This window comes from Herbaspirillum sp. B65, from assembly GCF_000333555.1.
GTDB classification, from domain to species: domain Bacteria; phylum Pseudomonadota; class Gammaproteobacteria; order Burkholderiales; family Burkholderiaceae_D; genus Herbaspirillum; species Herbaspirillum rubrisubalbicans.
Genome location: NZ_BADI01000468.1, coordinates 22,421 through 40,638 on the forward strand (window position 1 = coordinate 22,421; position 18,218 = coordinate 40,638).

The 18,218-nt window shown below is 56.1% G+C and carries 17 protein-coding genes; 6 read left to right on the top strand and 11 right to left on the bottom strand.

The window, feature by feature from the left end:
* Positions 1 to 2: 2 nt before the first annotated feature.
* A complete protein-coding gene (locus I5W_RS11365; protein ID WP_044529300.1) occupies positions 3 to 1,115 on the top strand; it encodes a hypothetical protein in 1,113 nt (370 codons plus the stop codon).
* Positions 1,116 to 1,174: 59 nt separating this feature from the next.
* On the opposite strand, the gene I5W_RS11370 is transcribed toward I5W_RS11365, so the two are convergent.
* The 10 genes from I5W_RS11370 to I5W_RS11415 all read right to left on the bottom strand — a co-directional run bounded on the left by I5W_RS11370 (position 1,175) and on the right by I5W_RS11415 (position 10,951).
* Entirely contained in the window at positions 1,175 to 3,106 is a 1,932-nt protein-coding gene (locus I5W_RS11370; RefSeq protein WP_044529301.1) for a glycosyltransferase family 39 protein, read from the bottom strand.
* A gap of 451 nt (positions 3,107 to 3,557) precedes the next feature.
* The gene (locus tag I5W_RS11375) at positions 3,558 to 3,977 is read right to left on the bottom strand and encodes a sugar 3,4-ketoisomerase (protein ID WP_044529302.1); all 420 of its coding nucleotides are present in this window, start codon (positions 3,975 to 3,977) and stop codon (positions 3,558 to 3,560) included.
* Entirely contained in the window at positions 3,958 to 4,338 is a 381-nt protein-coding gene (locus I5W_RS11380) for a GtrA family protein (protein ID WP_374702133.1), read from the bottom strand. Before I5W_RS11380 ends, I5W_RS11375 begins: the two co-directional genes overlap by 20 nt.
* Positions 4,338 to 5,267: a glycosyltransferase gene (locus I5W_RS11385; protein ID WP_044529304.1), complete on the bottom strand. Its 930-nt coding sequence runs from the start codon at positions 5,265 to 5,267 to the stop codon at positions 4,338 to 4,340. The genes I5W_RS11380 and I5W_RS11385 overlap by 1 nt, the downstream gene beginning before the upstream one ends.
* The gene (locus I5W_RS11390; protein WP_044529305.1) at positions 5,264 to 6,220 is read right to left on the bottom strand and encodes a GNAT family N-acetyltransferase; all 957 of its coding nucleotides are present in this window, start codon (positions 6,218 to 6,220) and stop codon (positions 5,264 to 5,266) included. Before I5W_RS11390 ends, I5W_RS11385 begins: the two co-directional genes overlap by 4 nt.
* A complete protein-coding gene (locus tag I5W_RS11395; RefSeq protein ID WP_044529318.1) occupies positions 6,217 to 7,140 on the bottom strand; it encodes a hypothetical protein in 924 nt (307 codons plus the stop codon). The genes I5W_RS11390 and I5W_RS11395 overlap by 4 nt, the downstream gene beginning before the upstream one ends.
* A 2-nt stretch (positions 7,141 to 7,142) precedes the next feature.
* Positions 7,143 to 7,820, bottom strand: coding sequence for an acetyltransferase (locus I5W_RS11400; RefSeq protein ID WP_044529306.1), 678 nt, complete (start codon positions 7,818 to 7,820; stop codon positions 7,143 to 7,145).
* 9 nt (positions 7,821 to 7,829) lie between these two features.
* On the bottom strand, positions 7,830 to 8,579 hold the full coding sequence (locus tag I5W_RS11405; RefSeq protein ID WP_044529307.1) for a class I SAM-dependent methyltransferase: 750 nt from the start codon (positions 8,577 to 8,579) through the stop codon (positions 7,830 to 7,832).
* A gap of 8 nt (positions 8,580 to 8,587) precedes the next feature.
* On the bottom strand, positions 8,588 to 9,691 hold the full coding sequence (locus I5W_RS11410; protein WP_044529308.1) for a DegT/DnrJ/EryC1/StrS family aminotransferase: 1,104 nt from the start codon (positions 9,689 to 9,691) through the stop codon (positions 8,588 to 8,590).
* 288 nt (positions 9,692 to 9,979) lie between these two features.
* Entirely contained in the window at positions 9,980 to 10,951 is a 972-nt protein-coding gene (locus I5W_RS11415) for a glycosyltransferase family 2 protein (protein ID WP_050010658.1), read from the bottom strand.
* 193 nt (positions 10,952 to 11,144) lie between these two features.
* On the opposite strand from I5W_RS11415, the gene I5W_RS11420 reads away from it, so the two are divergent.
* From I5W_RS11420 to waaA, 5 genes are all read left to right on the top strand, one after another.
* Positions 11,145 to 12,239, top strand: coding sequence for an MraY family glycosyltransferase (locus I5W_RS11420; protein WP_044529309.1), 1,095 nt, complete (start codon positions 11,145 to 11,147; stop codon positions 12,237 to 12,239).
* 22 nt (positions 12,240 to 12,261) lie between these two features.
* Complete coding sequence (locus I5W_RS11425) at positions 12,262 to 13,632, top strand: phosphomannomutase/phosphoglucomutase (RefSeq protein WP_044529310.1); 1,371 nt, start codon at positions 12,262 to 12,264, stop codon at positions 13,630 to 13,632.
* 57 nt (positions 13,633 to 13,689) lie between these two features.
* On the top strand, positions 13,690 to 14,667 hold the full coding sequence (gene waaC, locus I5W_RS11430) for a lipopolysaccharide heptosyltransferase I (RefSeq protein ID WP_044529311.1): 978 nt from the start codon (positions 13,690 to 13,692) through the stop codon (positions 14,665 to 14,667).
* Between the two features lie 176 nt (positions 14,668 to 14,843).
* Entirely contained in the window at positions 14,844 to 15,713 is an 870-nt protein-coding gene (locus tag I5W_RS11435; protein ID WP_044529312.1) for a Kdo hydroxylase family protein, read from the top strand.
* A gap of 1 nt (position 15,714) precedes the next feature.
* On the top strand, positions 15,715 to 16,989 hold the full coding sequence (waaA, locus tag I5W_RS11440) for a lipid IV(A) 3-deoxy-D-manno-octulosonic acid transferase (RefSeq protein WP_044529313.1): 1,275 nt from the start codon (positions 15,715 to 15,717) through the stop codon (positions 16,987 to 16,989).
* On the opposite strand, the gene I5W_RS11445 is transcribed toward waaA, so the two are convergent.
* A complete protein-coding gene (locus tag I5W_RS11445; RefSeq protein ID WP_044529314.1) occupies positions 16,986 to 17,948 on the bottom strand; it encodes a UDP-glucose 4-epimerase family protein in 963 nt (320 codons plus the stop codon). The genes waaA and I5W_RS11445 overlap by 4 nt on opposite strands.
* Positions 17,949 to 18,218 lie beyond the last annotated feature (270 nt).

Below are 18,218 nucleotides of genomic sequence, written 5' to 3' on the forward strand. Positions count from 1 at the left end.
GCATGACCAATCTGGTGTACCTCTCGCCGGTGCCGCTGACCAGTTTTGCGCAGCGTCCGCACAAGTTCGTCGAGTGGTTTGGCAAGCGGCACGAGGGCACAATTCTTTGGGTTGATCCATACCCGACGCGTTTGCCGCAGTGGTCGGATCTGAAACGTAAGAAAGAAGCGGCGGTGACTCCCCCGCAATCATTGGCGCCGCAAATGCAGCTTATCTCGGTAAGGGCATTGCCGGTCGAGCCCCTTCCTTTGCTTTCGCGTCTGAATGCGGCCGCGTGGCAGCCAGTGATCGCCGCCGCCGATCGGTTGCGCCAGACCGGTGACACCTTGCTGGTGATCGGCAAACCTTCATTGCTGGCGTTGGAGCTGCTGCACCGTGGTGGTTTTGTACGCACCATTTATGATGCGATGGATGACTTCCCCGCATTTTATTCGGGGTGGTCGCAACGCTCGATGGCGTCCAAGGAGCGCGACATTGCGTCTCGAGTTGATCAGTTGTGGGCCTCATCGACTGAATTGTGTCGGAAGTGGGAGAGGTACGGTAGTGTTGCGTTCGTTGCCAATGCCTGTGATGTGGGCAAATTGCCGGAGCCCATGACGCAGCGATCAAGTACACCTATTCTTGGTTATGTTGGCACCATGGGGCCATGGTTTGATTGGCCGATGTTGGCTGCAGTGGCAGCGGCACGACCGGATCTTCCTGTCCATCTGGTTGGACCGGTCTTCAATCCGCCACCGATGACGTTACCCACCAACGTCAAGTTCTTCCCCCCATGCCGCCATGAGGAGGCGCTGGAGGTGATGAAATCATTTGCAGCAGGGCTCATCCCTTTTCAGTTGAACCGACTCACTGATGGAGTCGATCCGATCAAGTATTACGAATATCGGGCGTTGGGATTGCCGGTATTGTCATCTGCGTTTGGCGAGATGCGCGAGCACTGTCGTGACCGTGGTGTCTTTATCGTTCAGGCCGGTGCTACGGCCCTCTCGCTAAAAGAGACGATTGGATCAGCCTTGGCTTTTCGCTCTGATATGCAAGACCTTGCTGATTTTCGAGATGTTAATTCTTGGGACCATCGTTTTGACGCAACAATGCGGGAAATAGCCGACCACTGATATATGTAGATCGGATCTCACGCCCATTTATGAAATGTGTTCTAGTCTCAGTCGATCGGTCATGGAGACAGGTTGTTGATGAGCCTGTGGCCGTCGTGGAAATAAGCAAGCGAGACTTTGCTGTTTTCTCCCCCCTCTGAGCGGATTGTGAATTTGAGATATCTGCTGTCGGTGGCGACAGGTACTTCCACCAGTAATGCGCGATCAAATGCGGTCAGCTTTCGCTGAACGCGAGTTTCCACGTCGTCACGGTCGACGACGGTAATAACGATGTCGATAACAGGGAGGTTCTTTGTCTCCCACTTCGGAACCAATGGTTCGCGCAGAATGAAGAAGTTGAGCTTGCCATCAATGCCGTGTGGTACGGCAGTCAATTCGCGACATTCCCTGTCCTGGGTAGGTACATTTACCTGAGACATAGAGATATCAACGTTACCTTTGATACAGTCGGAATACGCGGCTGGCGGTTTCCATGCCAAAGTTGGACTTTTACTCACGTAATGGGTAGCCCATCGCTGCGCCAGCATCAGGCCGGCTAAACCGAGCAATACGATAGTCCCCATGCCAGCCAACGTACTTTTGATATTCTCAGTAGGGGCTTTGGATTGTGTTCCAATCGTCGCAATGGCGATGCACATCAGAGGAGCGAGCAGCAAACTATATCGGGGCTGTACTTCTCCTGGTCCGATGAAAAATAACAAGAATGCTGTGCCGACCGCCAATGCCACGGCTGCGAACGTGTTTCCCCGCATTCTTATGATCCCGATGGCACAGCCGATAAGATAAACCAATGCAATTCCATGTAGAACGGCAAACATGTCGGGATTTACGCCCAGCGTGGGGGCACCAGCGATTGACAGGTCATCTGGGGCAGCGGAAGTTGTCGTGCTGGAGAAAAAGTAGTAGCCCATTCCTTGGAAAAGGGTGGAAACCTTGCTTGCCCAATAGGAAGGAGTATGCCAAGCCGAGACGAGGTCTTGTGCGATCAATCCGACCGACAAATGCGTGCGTAGATCCGGAGCGACATCTGGCAGAACGTATTGATTCCAGTTGTACAGTTGCGTGAAGCTGCGTGGATGCGATATACCACCGCTAGCGAGTGCTGCTATGAATCCATTGGATTGAAGGTCAGTCATGCCGAAGTGCGCAGGGACGGCCACGCTGGCAAACAATGCGAAAGCCGCTGTGATGGCGGCAATAAAAACATATATCCGTGCTCTCGTGCTGTGAGCGATCGGTATAGCCAAGATGATCCCGATGATCAGAATAGGGCCAGCACTGCGAAGCAGATCAAGCACCATGACAAGTAGAGCTACGCAAACGACCCAAATTGCCTTGGGCTCTCGGCAGAGTCTCGCTATCGCACCAATTAGCAGGATCTCTATTACGATAAACGGATTGTCCGACGTGGCCAATGTCGAAGAAAACCAAAATTCCGGATAAAAGCAAAGTGCGATTGCTGCAACGATTCCTGCCCGCAGTCCGAGCTCCTTCCTCACATACCGATACAAGAGAACTACCGCTGCAATATGAAATCCCGCATTGGCCAGCTTCAATATCAGATAGGAACCGTTGCTAAGCCAGCCAATCGGTAGCGTATAAAGAAGGGAGCGACGCCAGTACATGGCAAAGCCGGGAATCCAAGGGCTTTCACATTGTTTGCTCCAGTCAAGGGCACTTGATGCGCCCTCTGCGAAGTCCGCGCCACAACGAAAATAAATGCCAAAATCGCTAATTTGATTGCTATCAATTAAGATCGTCCAAGCTAAGAGGCTCAACATCAGGAAACACAGGATAGGTCGACTATAGCGATCGCTATCAACAGGCATGAAGCGGATCATCAATAACGCCAGCCCTGACATTCCTATGCCTAACGCGGTCATACCGACGACATCTGCATTGGCTCCAATGAGCAAGGCGATGCAGACAAGGAAGGTTCCCGAGAGGAGATCGTAGTAGCTGACTTGAAATCTGGAGCGGAGCGTGGACATATATACGAAAACGGGAAGCTAGTTGAGAGGCGGAGAAAATCCGCTTGCGGAAATTCGCCAATGGAACTGGCATAAAGATCAGACTAGGTATCTACGAATTTTCTAAATTGAATCAAATTGATTAAGAAAAGACGCCTCTGGTTTCTTTGCAAGCATCGCGTGTGCTAGAGGTTTCCCGGGAAGAATCCCCCATGTCTTGTTGAAACTATATCTTTTGGTTATTAGGTCTCCGCGTGCCTGTTGCTGGAGGTTTGGAGTTCGACGGATAAATATACGGTCGCAGAACTCCCCTCGCGGTCATCCAAGCTGTTGCTGCCCTTGACCTGAACGGGTAAAGGCTTTCGCCCAGTATCCGGCGAAATTTTGAAGTATGGGAAACAGGCCTTTGTCGCGTTTTTAAACAGGTGAGTATTGTTCTTCAATGTTCAGATGATTTCTGATTGAACAGGCTCTACGAACCAGCGACTGCAAGCTTGAACTGCTGGTAATCGCGGATATAGTCAGCTTCGTCATATATGTCTGACGCAAGAACAAGACAGATGGATCCGGGATCAAAATTGATTTCCGCTGCCCAGATTAGCGGAGGTACATGAAGGCCCAGCCATGGTCTGTTCAGGTGGATTGTCGATTGTTGTTCTCCATCGTCCAACGCCACGTCGAAGCTCCCGGACAGGCATATCAAGAACTGGTGTAGTTGGCGATGAGCGTGCGCTCCTCGACTTTCTCCGGTGGGCACGTCATATAAATAAAAAACTCTCTTTATCTCGAAGGGCAGATGAACGCCACTTTCAAGGAAGCTAAGGTTGCCCCGTGGATCGGTTATTTTAGGCAGCGTGAAGACCTTGCAGTCTTCAATTGTTGGTTTCTTCATGATGAGCGTCTGAGGAAAATATCCACTTGGACAAGAAATACATGATTGGTACGGAGATGGTAGTCACTAATAGCGGTGCGATCTCTTTTGGTATTCTCAGCCATTCAATTGAAAACCACAGTAAGCCGATACCAAACAAATAGTTTCCTGCATAGATCAGGGGATATAGCATGGCGCTACGTACGCCAACCTTTTTCTTGAAGACCCAGTACGTATTAAGTGAATAACCGATACCAATGCCGACAAGATAGGTCAACGAATATGCCAAGGCATATGGCATGAATAGGATAAGGGTGAGATAGCACAGGTAAGTAAGTCCTGTATTGGCAGCGCCGGCCACAATAAAACGAGAAAGCGCCACTACCATATCTCCTCGATTACAGTCTCTGGCCTTTTGTTGCTTTCTTCAAAAATGCGCCATAGATATTCTCCGATGATGCCGAGCATGACGATAATCAGCCCCAGAAGAAACGTCACTAGCGCAACTACAGTAGCGAAACCCTCGACCGGAATACGATGCATCATCGCTCCCACGACTACGGTGATGCCGTAGATGAAACTTAGCATTGCGATTACTGCCCCGACACCTGAAATCATTCGTATAGGCTTGTTAGAAAAGCCCAGCATCACATCCAGGAATGCCGTCAATTTCTTAGTAAAGGTCCACCCTGATTTTCCATATTCGCGCTTGGGACGATGATAATGGATGATGTCGGGTCTGTACCCCAGCCAATAAGCTAACAGTGGTGTGAAGACACTCTTCGAGCTGTTCGTTAAGTGAGGGAGGAAAACCTTGTCCATCAAGGCCATATCGTAGCCGCCCTCGGGATAGTCGTGGATGACGAATGTACGTAGAAGTTTGTAATAAATCTTCGAATAGATTTTTGATACTACTGGATCTTCGCGTGTGATCCGTTCGCAGATAATGAACTTTGAGCCTGCCAGCCATTTATCGATCATGTCCAGTATCAGATGCGGCGGATCTTGCAGATCAGCGGCAACAATAATAAAGGCGTCACCGGACACGAATTTCAGGCCTGTCTTGGAGCAATGGACTGCGCCGAAATTGCGCGTCAGCTTGATTACTTTGGTTTGCTCGCGACGATTCTTGAATTCCAGCAAGCGCGCCAGCGAGTCATCTTTGGAGCCGTCATCGACGAAGATGAGTTCGAGGGCGAGCGCCCGTTTATGCAGCTCCAGCTCCAGCTTTTCCAGTTCGGCGAACAGATGTGGAAGACTCCCCGAATTGAAGTATACGGGTACTACGATGGAAATGGTCTTGGCGTTCATGTTGGGAGAGCTAATTCATAAAATTCATGGGCAGTACCGCCGCCACCGAACTCGGACTTGAAACGATACAGGCCATCATTGAGCACCGTACCAGCCTCTTCGTTGCTGGTGCCGAAATCAAAATAGCGGATGTGGCTGTTCTGTGCAGAGTCTACAAGTGACTCGAAAACGGCGTCGAGTGCCGATACCGCGTACCCTTTTTCGCTGGAGGCGATGTACTGGGCGTGCCAGACCATGGCGCTGCAGAAGAGGACGACACCGGCTTCGACTTGCCCATCTACCAGTCCGCACTGAATGCGAATCGCATCCGGAAATCGCGTTGCCAAGAGTTGCAGTTCAGCCAGTGTATGCACCGGTTTTGTGTCGTACTTTCTGTGCAGATTCTCGGCAAGCACGTGCCACACCGCGTCCATATGTTCGGGGGCGCTGGAGATGCTGACATTTTTCAGTGCCTTTTTGAGGCTGCGGCGGCGCCGTTCAGAGCTGGGACGGCGGTGGGCAAGATCGATGGTACTAGACAGATCACAGCGGATACGGATCGCGCCAGCCCTGAACAAGGCATATAGATCATCCTGAGCAGGAACCCGCGCATAGATGTGCGGTAGTGGCTTGTATTGCAGCCTGGTAAAGCCGGCATCAGCGTAGAACCGCTGAATTTCGGCGATTGCTTCGATCATCTTGTTGCCATTGAGCTGCCCATGATGAACCACCCCGCCATAGGTTGCGCCTGGATGACTGATCACGAGGGTGCTGTCTGATGGAGCGACTGCGGCCGGCATGACTCCGACCAACGTGTCGGCCTCATGAATGAGCAAGGAGGCGTCGTGGAAGCGTTCACCGTGATAGGACAGGAAGCGACGTGTGTGCAGCAAGGTGGCATTGCTGGCCTGCTCGCAGAATCCATCCCATGCCGCCGTGTCGGGCTCCCCGAAGTATCGGACCGTCAGCGTCACTTCACGAGCTCCGCCACACCGAAACCAGAGACTCCGAAGTCGTTCCCGTTGTAGAAGCAGAAAGTCCGATCGTCCACATCCATGACCGCAGCATATTCGATGGCTTCTGAATCCCATCCATCGGTGGAGACATCCAGCCCCATCTGCTCGTCCTTGCGCTCCCAGGTCAGGCCGTCGCCAGACTCTGCATACCCCATGCGATAGGCGCGCGGAAATTTCTTACGGATGCTGTAAAACAATTGATAGCGATCCTCCCGCTGAACTACGTAGGGACGTCCAAAACCATGTTCCTTTGAACGATCGACAGGAAGCAGTAGGCGTCCTTCTGCCGGCCAACTTAGGCCGTCTTGAGACTCCGCATAATAAAGATCGTAAACCGGCATTGATTTGCCTTCGATGTCCTCCCACTCACTGCCGCCGACGTACCACATCCGATAGGGACCATCTTCGGTTTTTAAGACGAAGGGGCCGCCACGGAAATACATTTCTTTTTCAGAACGTTCAAGGATGGGCGTGGTCTTCCAGCGTTGGAACGACAGACCGTTGTCGCTGCTGACAGCGAGACCGGTCAGAAGTCTATAGCGGACACGATGGCACAATTCGAATCCGACGTAGTACATGTACAGTTTTCCATTAGGTCCCTTGATCGCCGACGTCTGAAACACGCCGTTGTCATCGAAGGTGCCCGGGGCTCCGATGTCGAGCACTGGCTCTTCGGAGACGCGCAGAACTTTCAGGGGATTGTCGCGTGCTAAATCCACAAAACCAATGCGTCCCACGTTATGTTCGTCGCGGCACTGAAGGTAAACGCGTAGCGTTCCATCGTCCAGAAAAACTGGAGTGGGGCAGGACGCATATTTTCTTGCCCACCAGAGGGTGCCGTCCGGCTTCCATATCATTCCTAGTTTCTTCCACTGCATGCTCATGTCCCTACCTTGAAAAAACGCAGTGGAGTGACCCGCGCGGGTTCGGGCGACTCCACCTTGTACAGTTTGTTGGCTTGCGTGTCAGAGATTAGTGTGACCGAAGGCCCGATCCAGTTATCCTGGCCAACGCTCAGATTGTTTCCCAGTGCCGCATTGACGCCCATGAAGGTGTTGGCCCCCACCTTGCAGAAGCCGGAGACCACCACGTGCGAAGAAATGAAGCAGTTGTCTTCGATTTCACTGTGATGACCGATATGATTGCCACTCCATAACACGACGTTGTTGCCTATCTTGGAAAAAGCCTGGACCGTGTTGTCCTCGAAGATGAAGCAGTGCTCCCCCAGGCTGACATTAGGCCAGACGAATGCACGGCTGCTGATATAACTGGCAGGGCGATAGCCTTTATCCTTCATGGCCTGGTAGAGGCGGGTGCGCAGACGATTGAGCTTGGTGTAGACAAGTGCTGCATAGAATTCCACTTCCGACGGCGGAAAACGCTGTTCAATATCCTCCAACGCCACCACCGGCAAACCGAACAGCTCGCTCTTGCTCAGGTAGAGGGCCTCGACGGCAAACGCGACCACTTCATAGGTGGAGTCGTACGTGAAATACTCGTAGGCGACCTCAGCAAATGCACTGTCACCGACGATGACGAGCTTACGGGTTTTGGTCATCGGAAGTTCCTAAGGACGATGGATGAGGATGTCTTCGCGGCGATTGGCCATAGGCAATGACGGGTGTTGGGGCAAGACATAGGCGTCGAAGCCTTGGGCACGGGCGCGTTGCACAATGGCCATGACGACCGCGTCGTCAATCTGGTCATGCTCGACCTGGTTGAAATGGACTACTGGAAGGTCGTTGGTCTTCATGAATTCTTGGTGGAAGCGAATGCCTGTTTCGCTGGCGAAGAATCGCTTGCGTTTCGAGATGTTGGGTATATCGCCGATCAGCATCTGCCCACCTGGTGCCAGCAGCGACAGAGAGGTGTCCAGAAAGCGGAAAAAGGCCGTATCCACAAGCACATAGTGCAGTACGCTATAGCACAGGATGACATCGAAACTGCCCTTGTCGAGTTCAATGAGTTCAGGACAGTTGGGGTAGAGCGCTGCAACCTTGCGTGTGGTTGATGTGTTGGGCAGGAGGTCGAGCATCTCCTGATTGTCTACCAGCGTCAACGCGTGCCGTTGACGCTCACAGAGTTCGATCAGCATCAGTGGCAAGTCGCTGCAACCCGGACCGATGTCGAGGACCTTCTTGTCCTGAGCTGAAAGGTGCAGCACCTTGCTGCAGATGTCAGCAAAGATCGCCGGCTCATAGCCTTCGCGGTAGGAATTCGGAAAGCCTATGCGCTCGTATTTGGTCAGATTCTGATCGGCAGCCAAGCGGCGGAAGTCCTCAAAGCCGATGTTGGCGAAGGGGTTCTTGGATGACATTCGGCGCCTCAGGTTTGGGGGTGGGGCCAGGTGTTGACCGCGTCAATCACTTGCGCGACTTCTTCATCGGTCATTTCTGGATAACACGGCAAGGTCAGGATCTCTCCTGCCAACTGCTCAGTCTGGGGAAGGGGCACCAGATCGGTCTCGCCCTGAAGGATCGGTTGACGGTGGTCTGGGACAGGATAATGGATGTCGGAGCAAATGCCTTTCTGCTGCAGGTGGTTGCGCAGGGATTCTCGCTCCTTTGTCTTGATGACATAGAGGTGGGCGACATAATTCTTGGTGAAAGCACGCGGTAACTCTACAGAGGGATGCTTGATGCCTTCGCCATACGCTCGCGCAACATGGCGGCGTTTCTCGTTCCATGAATCCAGCAAGGGCAGGAAGTCTAGCAGAATGGCTGCCTGCAATTCATCCAGTCGACTGTTGCGGGCTCCAGGCAACTCGACGTTGTACTTGCTGCTCCAGCCATACTGTCGGAGTTTTGATGCTGCACTTGCGAGGTCGTCATCGTTGCTGACGATGGCGCCACCATCACCTAGCGCACCGAGATTTTTGGTCGGATAAAAGCTGAAGCAAGCCATGTCGCCAAACGCGCCAACTTTCCTGCCCTCGATCTCTGCGCCGTGTGCTTGTGCGCAGTCTTCGATGATCTTGATGCCAGCGGCGCGGCATGATTCCACCATGCTCTGGATCTGGGGGACCGCCAAGCCGTAAAGGTGAGTGATTACTACCGCCTTGACGCCGGCAGCAATGGCGCGCGTGACCTCCCGTTTATCTACCAGCATGCTCTCCGCAGAGACGTCCATGAAAAATGGACGTGCGCCGGCAGCGCGCATGGCTAGCGTGGTGTACATCCCAGCATTGGCCACCGTTGCGACCAAGTCGCCCTGTTTTACGTCAGCCGCGCGCAGGGCCAGTTCCAGCGCATCGGTGCCGTTGGCGACTGAAACGCAATGGGAAACTCCTACATAAGCTGCAAAGGCAGATTCGAATTCCTTGACCTCTGGTCCGAGCACGAGCCAGGCGCGATCCAGAACGCGGGCGATTGCAGTATCGATGATTGATCGCGACAGAGCGATATGCGCTTGAAGGTTATTGATAAGCATAATTGGTTGCAGCGATGAACAGTGACCGGTGAGATATGAACGTGCTTGTGAGATCCCTGGGGCAGAGGGTTCGCTTGTCCGATGGCGAAATACGCGCCCGGATTGATTCCCCCCTGATTTTAGGAAAGACACAATATCAGGGAAATTGCGTCGGCTAGAGTGAAAACAGTCCGTGATCTTTCTTCTGCCTGCTTATCGGTATCGGGAGCTGTGAAGCGACAGCTCCGCAATTTTGGAGTTCCTCGGCGGCAGTATATCGTCAGAGGCTTGAGCGTCCAAGTTTCGCATTCACAGCTTGTTGAGCATGGCTGATAAATACAACCCCCACTGACTCCATCGCGGTCGCCGGAATACGCCTGATCGATGCAGGGAATACAGGCGACTGAAAAAATTGCCCGACCGGGCTGCCACGAAATTCTCAAAGATTTCCCGATTGGAGGGGGGCATAAATGGCATGGCCAGACTCAGCGTTGCAACATGACTATCGTGCCAATCCTTGTAGTTGCCATGTAGCATTTTTTTGAGCCGTGCCAGATTTGCTCGGAAGGTAATGTTTTGTCCCGCGGCATTTTGGCCGTGCTGGCGATACTGTACGGTGGTAACGGGGTCGTAAACCACGTGGCCATCAAGGGCTGAAATAAGTAGATAAGTCCACCAGTCGTGTGAAACGATGGGCTTGACCGGACGGAACCGGCGTAGTAGCTTCAGCGCCGCTCGACTGAATAGCATGGTGTTTCCGCCGCCGATGCTTTGAACCAGAGCATTTCGCAGACACGGGCGATGAGTGAACAAACGCGACTGGCCGGTGGGAGTGCCAGCAGCATCGATATACGTGGTACGGCTAAAGTAGAGGGTGGGTCGCTCGGGTGCGATGCCGTTGAGGGCAGCAACAGCGCGTGCGATCTTGTCCTCTGCCCATATGTCATCCTGGTCCGCAAACGCATAGAAGTCGGCGTCTTCGGGGCATTGTTGCATCAAGGAAATGAAATTTTCTGCAAATCCACGACGCGGGCCGTTTTGAATATGCAGGGGTTGCTGACGTCCTTCCTCAAAATTGCGGAGTATCTTCAGAGTATTGTCGCTTGAACCGTCATCCGAGACGAACAAGCTCCAGTTCTGATGGGTTTGGCGTCCGATGGAGTCCAGTTGTTCATCAAGATAGCGGTCTCCATTGAATGTACACATCAAGATGGCGACAGAAGGAGTGTGACCCATTTGGTCATTAGGAATACCGGGGCGGTCAGGGACGACTGTCTGCATTGAACAACGGCTCCGGAAAGCTTATAAAGATGCTGCGGTTTGACAGCAGGAAAGGCGAAATTATAAAAGGATAAGGGTTAGATATAAAAGGACAACAGGAATAGGCAGATTTAGGGAGTACAATCCGGCGTGTTTTGATCGGTGCTAGCCCAAGGGGCTGCCACTAGCCTGATCCCCAGACTTTCATCTTCTTATGGCATCATTGCTCATTAGCTTCCTTTTGTCAGCTGTATTGACCCTTCTCGTCATTCGTCATGCTCACTTGCATGACCACGTTCTGGATTCGGATCTGTCTGGCGTACAAAAAGTGCATATGCATGCAGTGCCGCGCATTGGCGGCTTGTGCATTTTTCTGGCCGTGGTGGTGGCTTCGGGGGTATCGGCCTGGCGCTTGAGCAGTGTAGCCAGGGAAATTATGCTCTTGCTGGCCTGCGCCACCATTGCCTTCAGCGGGGGCATCTGGGAAGACTTTACCAAGCGGGTGAGTGCTACCCGGCGTTTGTTGTTGACCCTGGCTGCAGCCATCGCCGGGTACTTCCTGCTTCATGCCAAAATCGACCGTATTGACCTTTTCTATGAGGTGTGGCACCTGAAGTACTTTTGGTTGATGCTTCCTTTTACTGCACTTGCAGTGGCCGGTGTCGCTAACGCCATCAATATTATTGACGGCTTCAATGGCCTCGCCAGCGTGGTAAGCCTGCTCATTCTGCTGTCATTGGGCTATGTCGCCCTGCAGGTCAATGATTCCTTTGTGTTGATCATGGCGCTTGTGACGGCCGGTGCGGTAGCGGGATTCTTCATCTGGAATTTCCCGGCCGGCTTGATTTTCATGGGAGATGGCGGTGCCTATTTCCTCGGTTTCGTGGTCGGTGAGCTCGCGGTGCTTTTGGTGGCGCGCAATCCAGAGGTGTCGACCTGGTATCCCGCACTCCTGCTCATCTATCCCAGCTTCGAAACGCTGTTTTCAGCCTATCGCCGGTTTTTCCTGCGAGGCCAATCACCAGGGGTGCCTGACGGCATTCATTTGCACAGTCTGATCTTCCGCCGGCTTGTATGGTGGGCAGTGGGACGCCGTGATGCACGTGCGATTACCCGTCGCAACTCGTTGACTTCGCCTTATCTTTGGCTGTTGTCTCTCATGGCAGTCCTGCCAGCGACGCTGTTGTGGAGACAATCGTTAATACTCATGCTATGTTGCGTTATCTTCGTTGTCGTTTATGTGTGGCTTTATCTTCGTATCATCCGTTTCCGTGCGCCTCGCTGGTTAATCTTGCGCAACAAGGATTAAGTTAATTTTGAGCCCGTATTCCATGATCCATTCGAGTATCTTCAAAGCCTACGACATCCGCGGCATCATCGACAAAACCCTGGACGACCAAGTCGCCTTCCAGATCGGCCAGGCTTTCGGCGCTGCCGCCTTGGCCAAAGGCCAGAAGAAGGTCGTGATCGGCCGTGACGGCCGTCTTTCCGGTCCTTCGCTGTCGGCCGCGCTGGCCAAGGGCCTGCAGGCGGTGGGTGTGGACGTGATTGACCTGGGCATGGTCGCCACCCCCATGGTCTATTTCGGCACCCACGTGCTCGATACGCAGTCCGGCATCATGGTCACCGGCAGCCACAATCCGCCCGACTACAACGGTTTCAAGATGGTGCTGGCCGGCGAAGCGATCCACGGTGAGACCATCCAGGCTCTGTACCAGGCCATCGTCAAGGGCGAATTCCCGCAGGGCAACGGCAGCTACAGCACCCACGACATCAAGGATGCCTACATCTCGCGCATGATCTCCGACGTCAAGCTGGCCCGTCCGTTGAAGATCGCCGTCGATTGCGGCAATGGCGTGGCCGGTGCTTTCGCGGCCGACATCTACCGTGCGCTGGGCTGCGAAGTGACCGAGCTGTTCTGCGAAGTCGATGGCAACTTCCCCAACCACCATCCCGATCCGGCCCATCCTGAAAACCTGCAAGACCTGATCCGCTGCCTGCAGGAAACCGACAATGAGCTCGGCCTGGCCTTCGATGGCGATGGCGACCGCCTGGGTCTGGTGACCAAGGATGGCCAGATCATCTATCCGGACCGCCAACTGATGCTCTTCGCCGAAGATGTGCTCACCCGCAACCCAGGCAAGGAAATCCTTTACGACGTCAAGTGCACGCGCCACCTGGCACCCTGGATCACCGCGCGCGGCGGCCAGCCGCTGATGTGGAAGACCGGCCATTCGCTGGTCAAGGCCAAGCTGCGTGAAACCGGCGCCCCGCTGGGCGGCGAGATGAGCGGCCATATCTTCTTTAAGGACCGCTGGTTCGGCTTTGATGATGGCCTCTATGCCGGCGTGCGCATGTTGGAGCTGATGGCGCGCCAGAGCGACCCGTCGGCGGTGCTCAATGCCCTGCCGCAGTCGGTCAGCACCCCGGAACTGCAACTGAAGCTGCAGGAAGGCGAGAACTTCGCCTTGATCGGCAAGCTGCAAAGCGAGGCCAAGTTCGAGGGTGCGCAGGACATCATCACCATCGACGGCCTGCGCGTGGAATATGCCGACGGCTTCGGTCTGGCACGCTCCTCCAATACCACGCCGGTGGTGGTGCTGCGCTTCGAAGCCGAGACCCCGCAAGCGCTGGAGCGCATCCAGGGCGAGTTCCGCAAGGTGATCCTGGCGGCCCGTCCCGATGTCACACTGCCGTTCTGATCGTCCAATGAGGTAAGATGCTGGCCCACCATTAAGTCAAGCCAAAGTGGGCCAGCCTTGAAAATTCTCATCGTCCGCGTCTCTTCCCTGGGAGACGTCGTCCATAACATGCCGATGGTTGCGGACATCCATCGCCATTTCCCCGATGCGCAGATCGACTGGGTGGTGGAAGAGGCCTATACCAGCCTCATCCGCCTCAACCCGCAGGTGCGCAATGTCATCCCCATCGCCCTGCGCCGCTGGCGCAAGACCCTGTTCTCGGCCGCCACCCGCGCCGAGATGGGGGCATTCCGCCAGCAATTGTGTGCTCACGCCTACGACCTGGTGTTCGATACCCAGGGCCTGCTCAAGACCAGCGTGGTCATGCGCATGGCGCATCTGGCGCCGCACGGTCGCCGCGTGGGCCTGGCCAATGCCACCGAAGGCTCGGGCTATGAGCCGATCTCGCGCATCTTCCACGACCAGAGCATTGTCGTGGACCGGCGTGCCCATGCCGTGGCGCGGGCGCGCCTGGTGGCGGCCGGCGCGCTGGGTTATGAGGTCGAGGGTTTGCCCGATTTCGCCTTGCAGCCGCCGCCCACGATGCGTTTCGGGTGGATGCCGGAGCAGCCCTACGTGGTCTTTTTCCATGGCACCGCGCGTGCCGCCAAGCAATGGCCGCAGGCGCAGTGGATCAAGTTGGGACAGGCGCTGGGGGCGCGAGGGCTGCCGGTGCTGCTGCCCTGGGGCAGTGCCAAGGAAGAGCAAGCCGCACGACAACTGGCCGCCGGGATTCCCGGTGCCATCGTACTGCCGGCGCTGCCGCTGATGCAGGCCGTGGCACTGGTGCAGCAGGCGCAACTGGTGATCGGGCTCGATACGGGCCTCACCCACATCGCTGCTGCCTATGACAAGCCCACCATCGAGCTCTACTGTGACTCGCCGCGCTGGAAGACCGAGGGCAACTGGTCTCCCCGCATCGTCAACCTGGGCGATCTGGGGGCGCCGCCGTCGGAAGAGGATGTGCTGGCCGCTGCGCTGGGCTTGCTGGACTGAACCTTGCTGTTCGCTGTGAAGCGCGTGGGTGGCTGTTGAACATGTTTTGAAACAGATCAAAACCCCTGCTCAAACTGCCAAATCACGCTGCAAGCCGCTTGCGGCCTGAGGTTGCGGTGCTGGTGCAAGTGCGCTGCCACCACACGCCATGGGCGCTTGCGGGCATAATACGCGCCATGGAATCGCAAATTATCGAGATTGGCCTGACAGATTGGCAGGTCGACAATCCCAACCCGGAATGGATTACGGCGCTGGAAGCCGGCAAGGTGCTGTATTTCCCGCAGCTGGCTTTCCAGTTGCTGGAGTCCGAGCGCCTGCTCCTCAACCCGGCCGTGCGTGCCCCCAAGTCGCGTAACATCAGCCTGGATGCGCGTGGTCACATCAAGGGTGCCGCCGGCGGCACCGAGCAGCAACTGGCGTTGGCCGCCATGGTGGGCCGCTTCCGCGAACAGGCGCTGGCGCTGGTGCATTCCTTGCTGCCCAAGTATCGCGATGCCTTGCGGGTGGCGCCTACCAGCTATCGTCCGATGCAGGTCGAGACCCGTGCCCAATCCTGGCGTGCGGATGATCGGCGGATGCACGTGGATGCCTTCCCTTCGCGCCCCAACTATGGCGAGCGCATCCTGCGCGTCTTCACCAACGTCAATCCAGACGGTGTGCCGCGCGTCTGGCGCGTGGGCGAACCCTTCGAGACCGTGGCCCGGCGCTTCCTGCCGCGCGCCAAGCCTTACGTGCGTTGGCAGGCCAAGGTATTGAACGCGCTGCATGTGACCAAGTCCTTGCGCAGTGAATACGATCACCTGATGCTGCAATTGCATGATGGGATGAAGGGCGACATGCAATACCAGCAGGATGCCCAGCAGGTCACCATGCCCTTTGCCGCAGGTTCGGTCTGGATTTGTTTCTCCGACCAGGCCTCGCACGCGGTGATGTCGGGCCAATACATGATGGAGCAGACTCTGCACCTGGTGCCGCAACAGCAATACGATCCGCAATCCAGCCCCTTGGCCATCCTGACGCGCCTGGCCGGCCATCCGCTGGTCTGAGATGCGGTTGCTGTATTGTGCAATCTGGTGGTTGGCCCTGCCGCTGGTGCTGTTGCGTTTGTGGCGGCGCGGCCGCAAGGAGCCCGGCTACCGGGCGCACGTCGCCGAACGCCTGGGCTTCTATCCGCGCCTGCCTGATCCGCAGGTGCGTTTCATCTGGGTGCACGCCGTCTCGGTCGGCGAGACCCGTGCCGCCCAGCCCCTCATCGAGGCCTTGCTGCAGCACTATCCGCAGCACAGCATCCTGTTGACCTGCATGACGGCCACCGGCCGGGACACTGGCGCCCAGGTGTACGGCAAGCACGGCGAACGCGTCGTGCAGAGCTTCCTGCCATATGACATCGGCTGGATGTGCGCGCGCTTCCTGCGCCATTTCCGTCCGGTGGTCTGTGTATTGATGGAAACCGAGGTCTGGCCCGCCCTGATCGAGCAATGCCGCCGTCATCGTGTGCCGGTGATGCTGGCCAATGCCCGCCTGTCGGCACGTTCGCTGCGCCGCGGCTTGCGGTTTGCGACGTTGCTGCGGCCGGCCGCCGAAGCGATCGACGTGGTCGGTGCCCAGTCCGAGGCGGATGCCGAACGCCTGCGGGCCTTCGGTGCGCGCCATGTGGAAGTGACCGGTAGCCTCAAGTTCGATGTGCAGCCTCCGGTGGAGATGGTCGAGCGCGGCCTGGGCTGGAAGCGCGGGATCGGTGAGCGCAAGGTGCTGCTATGCGCCAGTACACGTGAAGGTGAGGAAGCCTTGATCCTCGATGCCCTGGCCAAGCTGGGGCGCAGCGATTGGCTGACCATCATCGTGCCGCGTCATCCACAGCGTTTCGATGAGGTGGCCGGGATGATTCGCTCCCATGGCTTGCGGCTGCGTCGGCGCTCCGAGCTTGCGCCGGGCGCTGCTCTGGATGAGGTCGATGTCCTCTTGGGCGATTCGATGGGGGAGATGTTTGCTTACTACGCAGCCTGCGATGCTGCCTTCATCGGTGGCAGTCTGCTGCCCCTGGGTGGGCAGAACCTGATCGAGGCGTTTGCCCTGGGCAAGCCGGTGTTGATCGGGGAGCACACTTTCAATTTCCTGCATATCTCCGAGGATGCCGTCGCCGATGGCGCCGCCGCCCGTGTGGAGGATGCGGTGGCGCTGATGCGCCAGTGGGCGCAGCTCATGGCCGATCCGGCGCGGATGGAGGCTATGGCGCAGGCCGCCACCGTGTTCGCCCAGCGCCACCAGGGAGCGACTGCTCGCAGTTTGGTATTGCTGCAACCGTTGATGGGGCGGGCTTAGCCGCGGCGGTAGGCGTCGACCGTTTTCTTGAAGGCTTGATCGACGCTGGTCGGTGGCGTCCATCCAAGCAATTCCCGATTCTTGCTGATATCGACTTGCAACGAACCGCACAGGCGTTGCGCGATACCGGCTTTGCCCAGCAGGCGCGCAGCCCATGCCAGGCAGCAGGCAGGGATCGGCAGCAAGGCTGGTGACTTGCCCAGTGCCTGGGCCAGGCGTCTGAGCATGGCGGTGGTGGACAGGTCTTCGCCATCCGATACCAGGAACACCTGGCCGGCAGCGGCCGGATGCGTCAGGCAGACGGTGATCAAATCCACCAGATTGTCCAGCGCCACCAGGCTGCGCCGATTGGTGGTAATGCCTCCCAGCGGCAGCGGTACACCCTTGTCCAGCCAGCGCATCATGCTCAGGAAATTGGCTTTGACGCCGGGGCCGTAGACCAACACCGGGCGTATCACTACCACTTCCATCTGGCTGGTTCGGCCCAGTTCCAGCAAGGCCTGTTCAGCTTCCATCTTCGAAATGCCATAAGGATCGATGGGCGCGGGGATGTCATCGGCATGAAAAGGGGTACCCGGCCCGGTCTGCTCGCCATTGACCTTGATTGAACTGATAAAGACGAAGCGTCGTACTCCCGCCTGTTGCGCCTGGCGCGCCAGCGCCAAGGTGCCTTCGACGTTGACGCGCCGGAATTCGGCCAAGGGATCGCTGGCCGTCTCGCTCATGACATGGACCCGGGCAGCGCAATGGACGACGGCCTGCGTCTGCTGCAGAGCGGCTGACCAATCGGTATCGGCAGCCAGGCCGCTGATGCTGACCTGCTCCACATTGTCGCCCTGAGGGATTGCACGCGCCGAGGGACGGACCGCTGCGCGAAGATGATGTTGACCTTCCGAGGCGAGGCGGGTGATCAGGGCCTGGCCGACAAAGCCGGAAGCGCCGGTTACGAGAATATGCATGGGGCTGGCCAATGGAGCAGACGAAAACAGGGGAGCCGATATTATCACTGCAGGCAGGGTAGGCCAGGTGAGGAGCCAGGGTGAAGGTTTGTGTCCGCCTTCTCCATGTATATAAATGATTTCGCGCCTCTCGGCCTGGTTTGCTCGGCTGCCTTGGGGTGGATGTGAAGTTTCTTGCAGAGAGGGGAGACGTGGCGTTCTAAATTATTTTCAATTATTTTTGAAAAAGGGCTTGCGCGGTGAGGAGTGGGTTGCTATATTCGCCCCCTG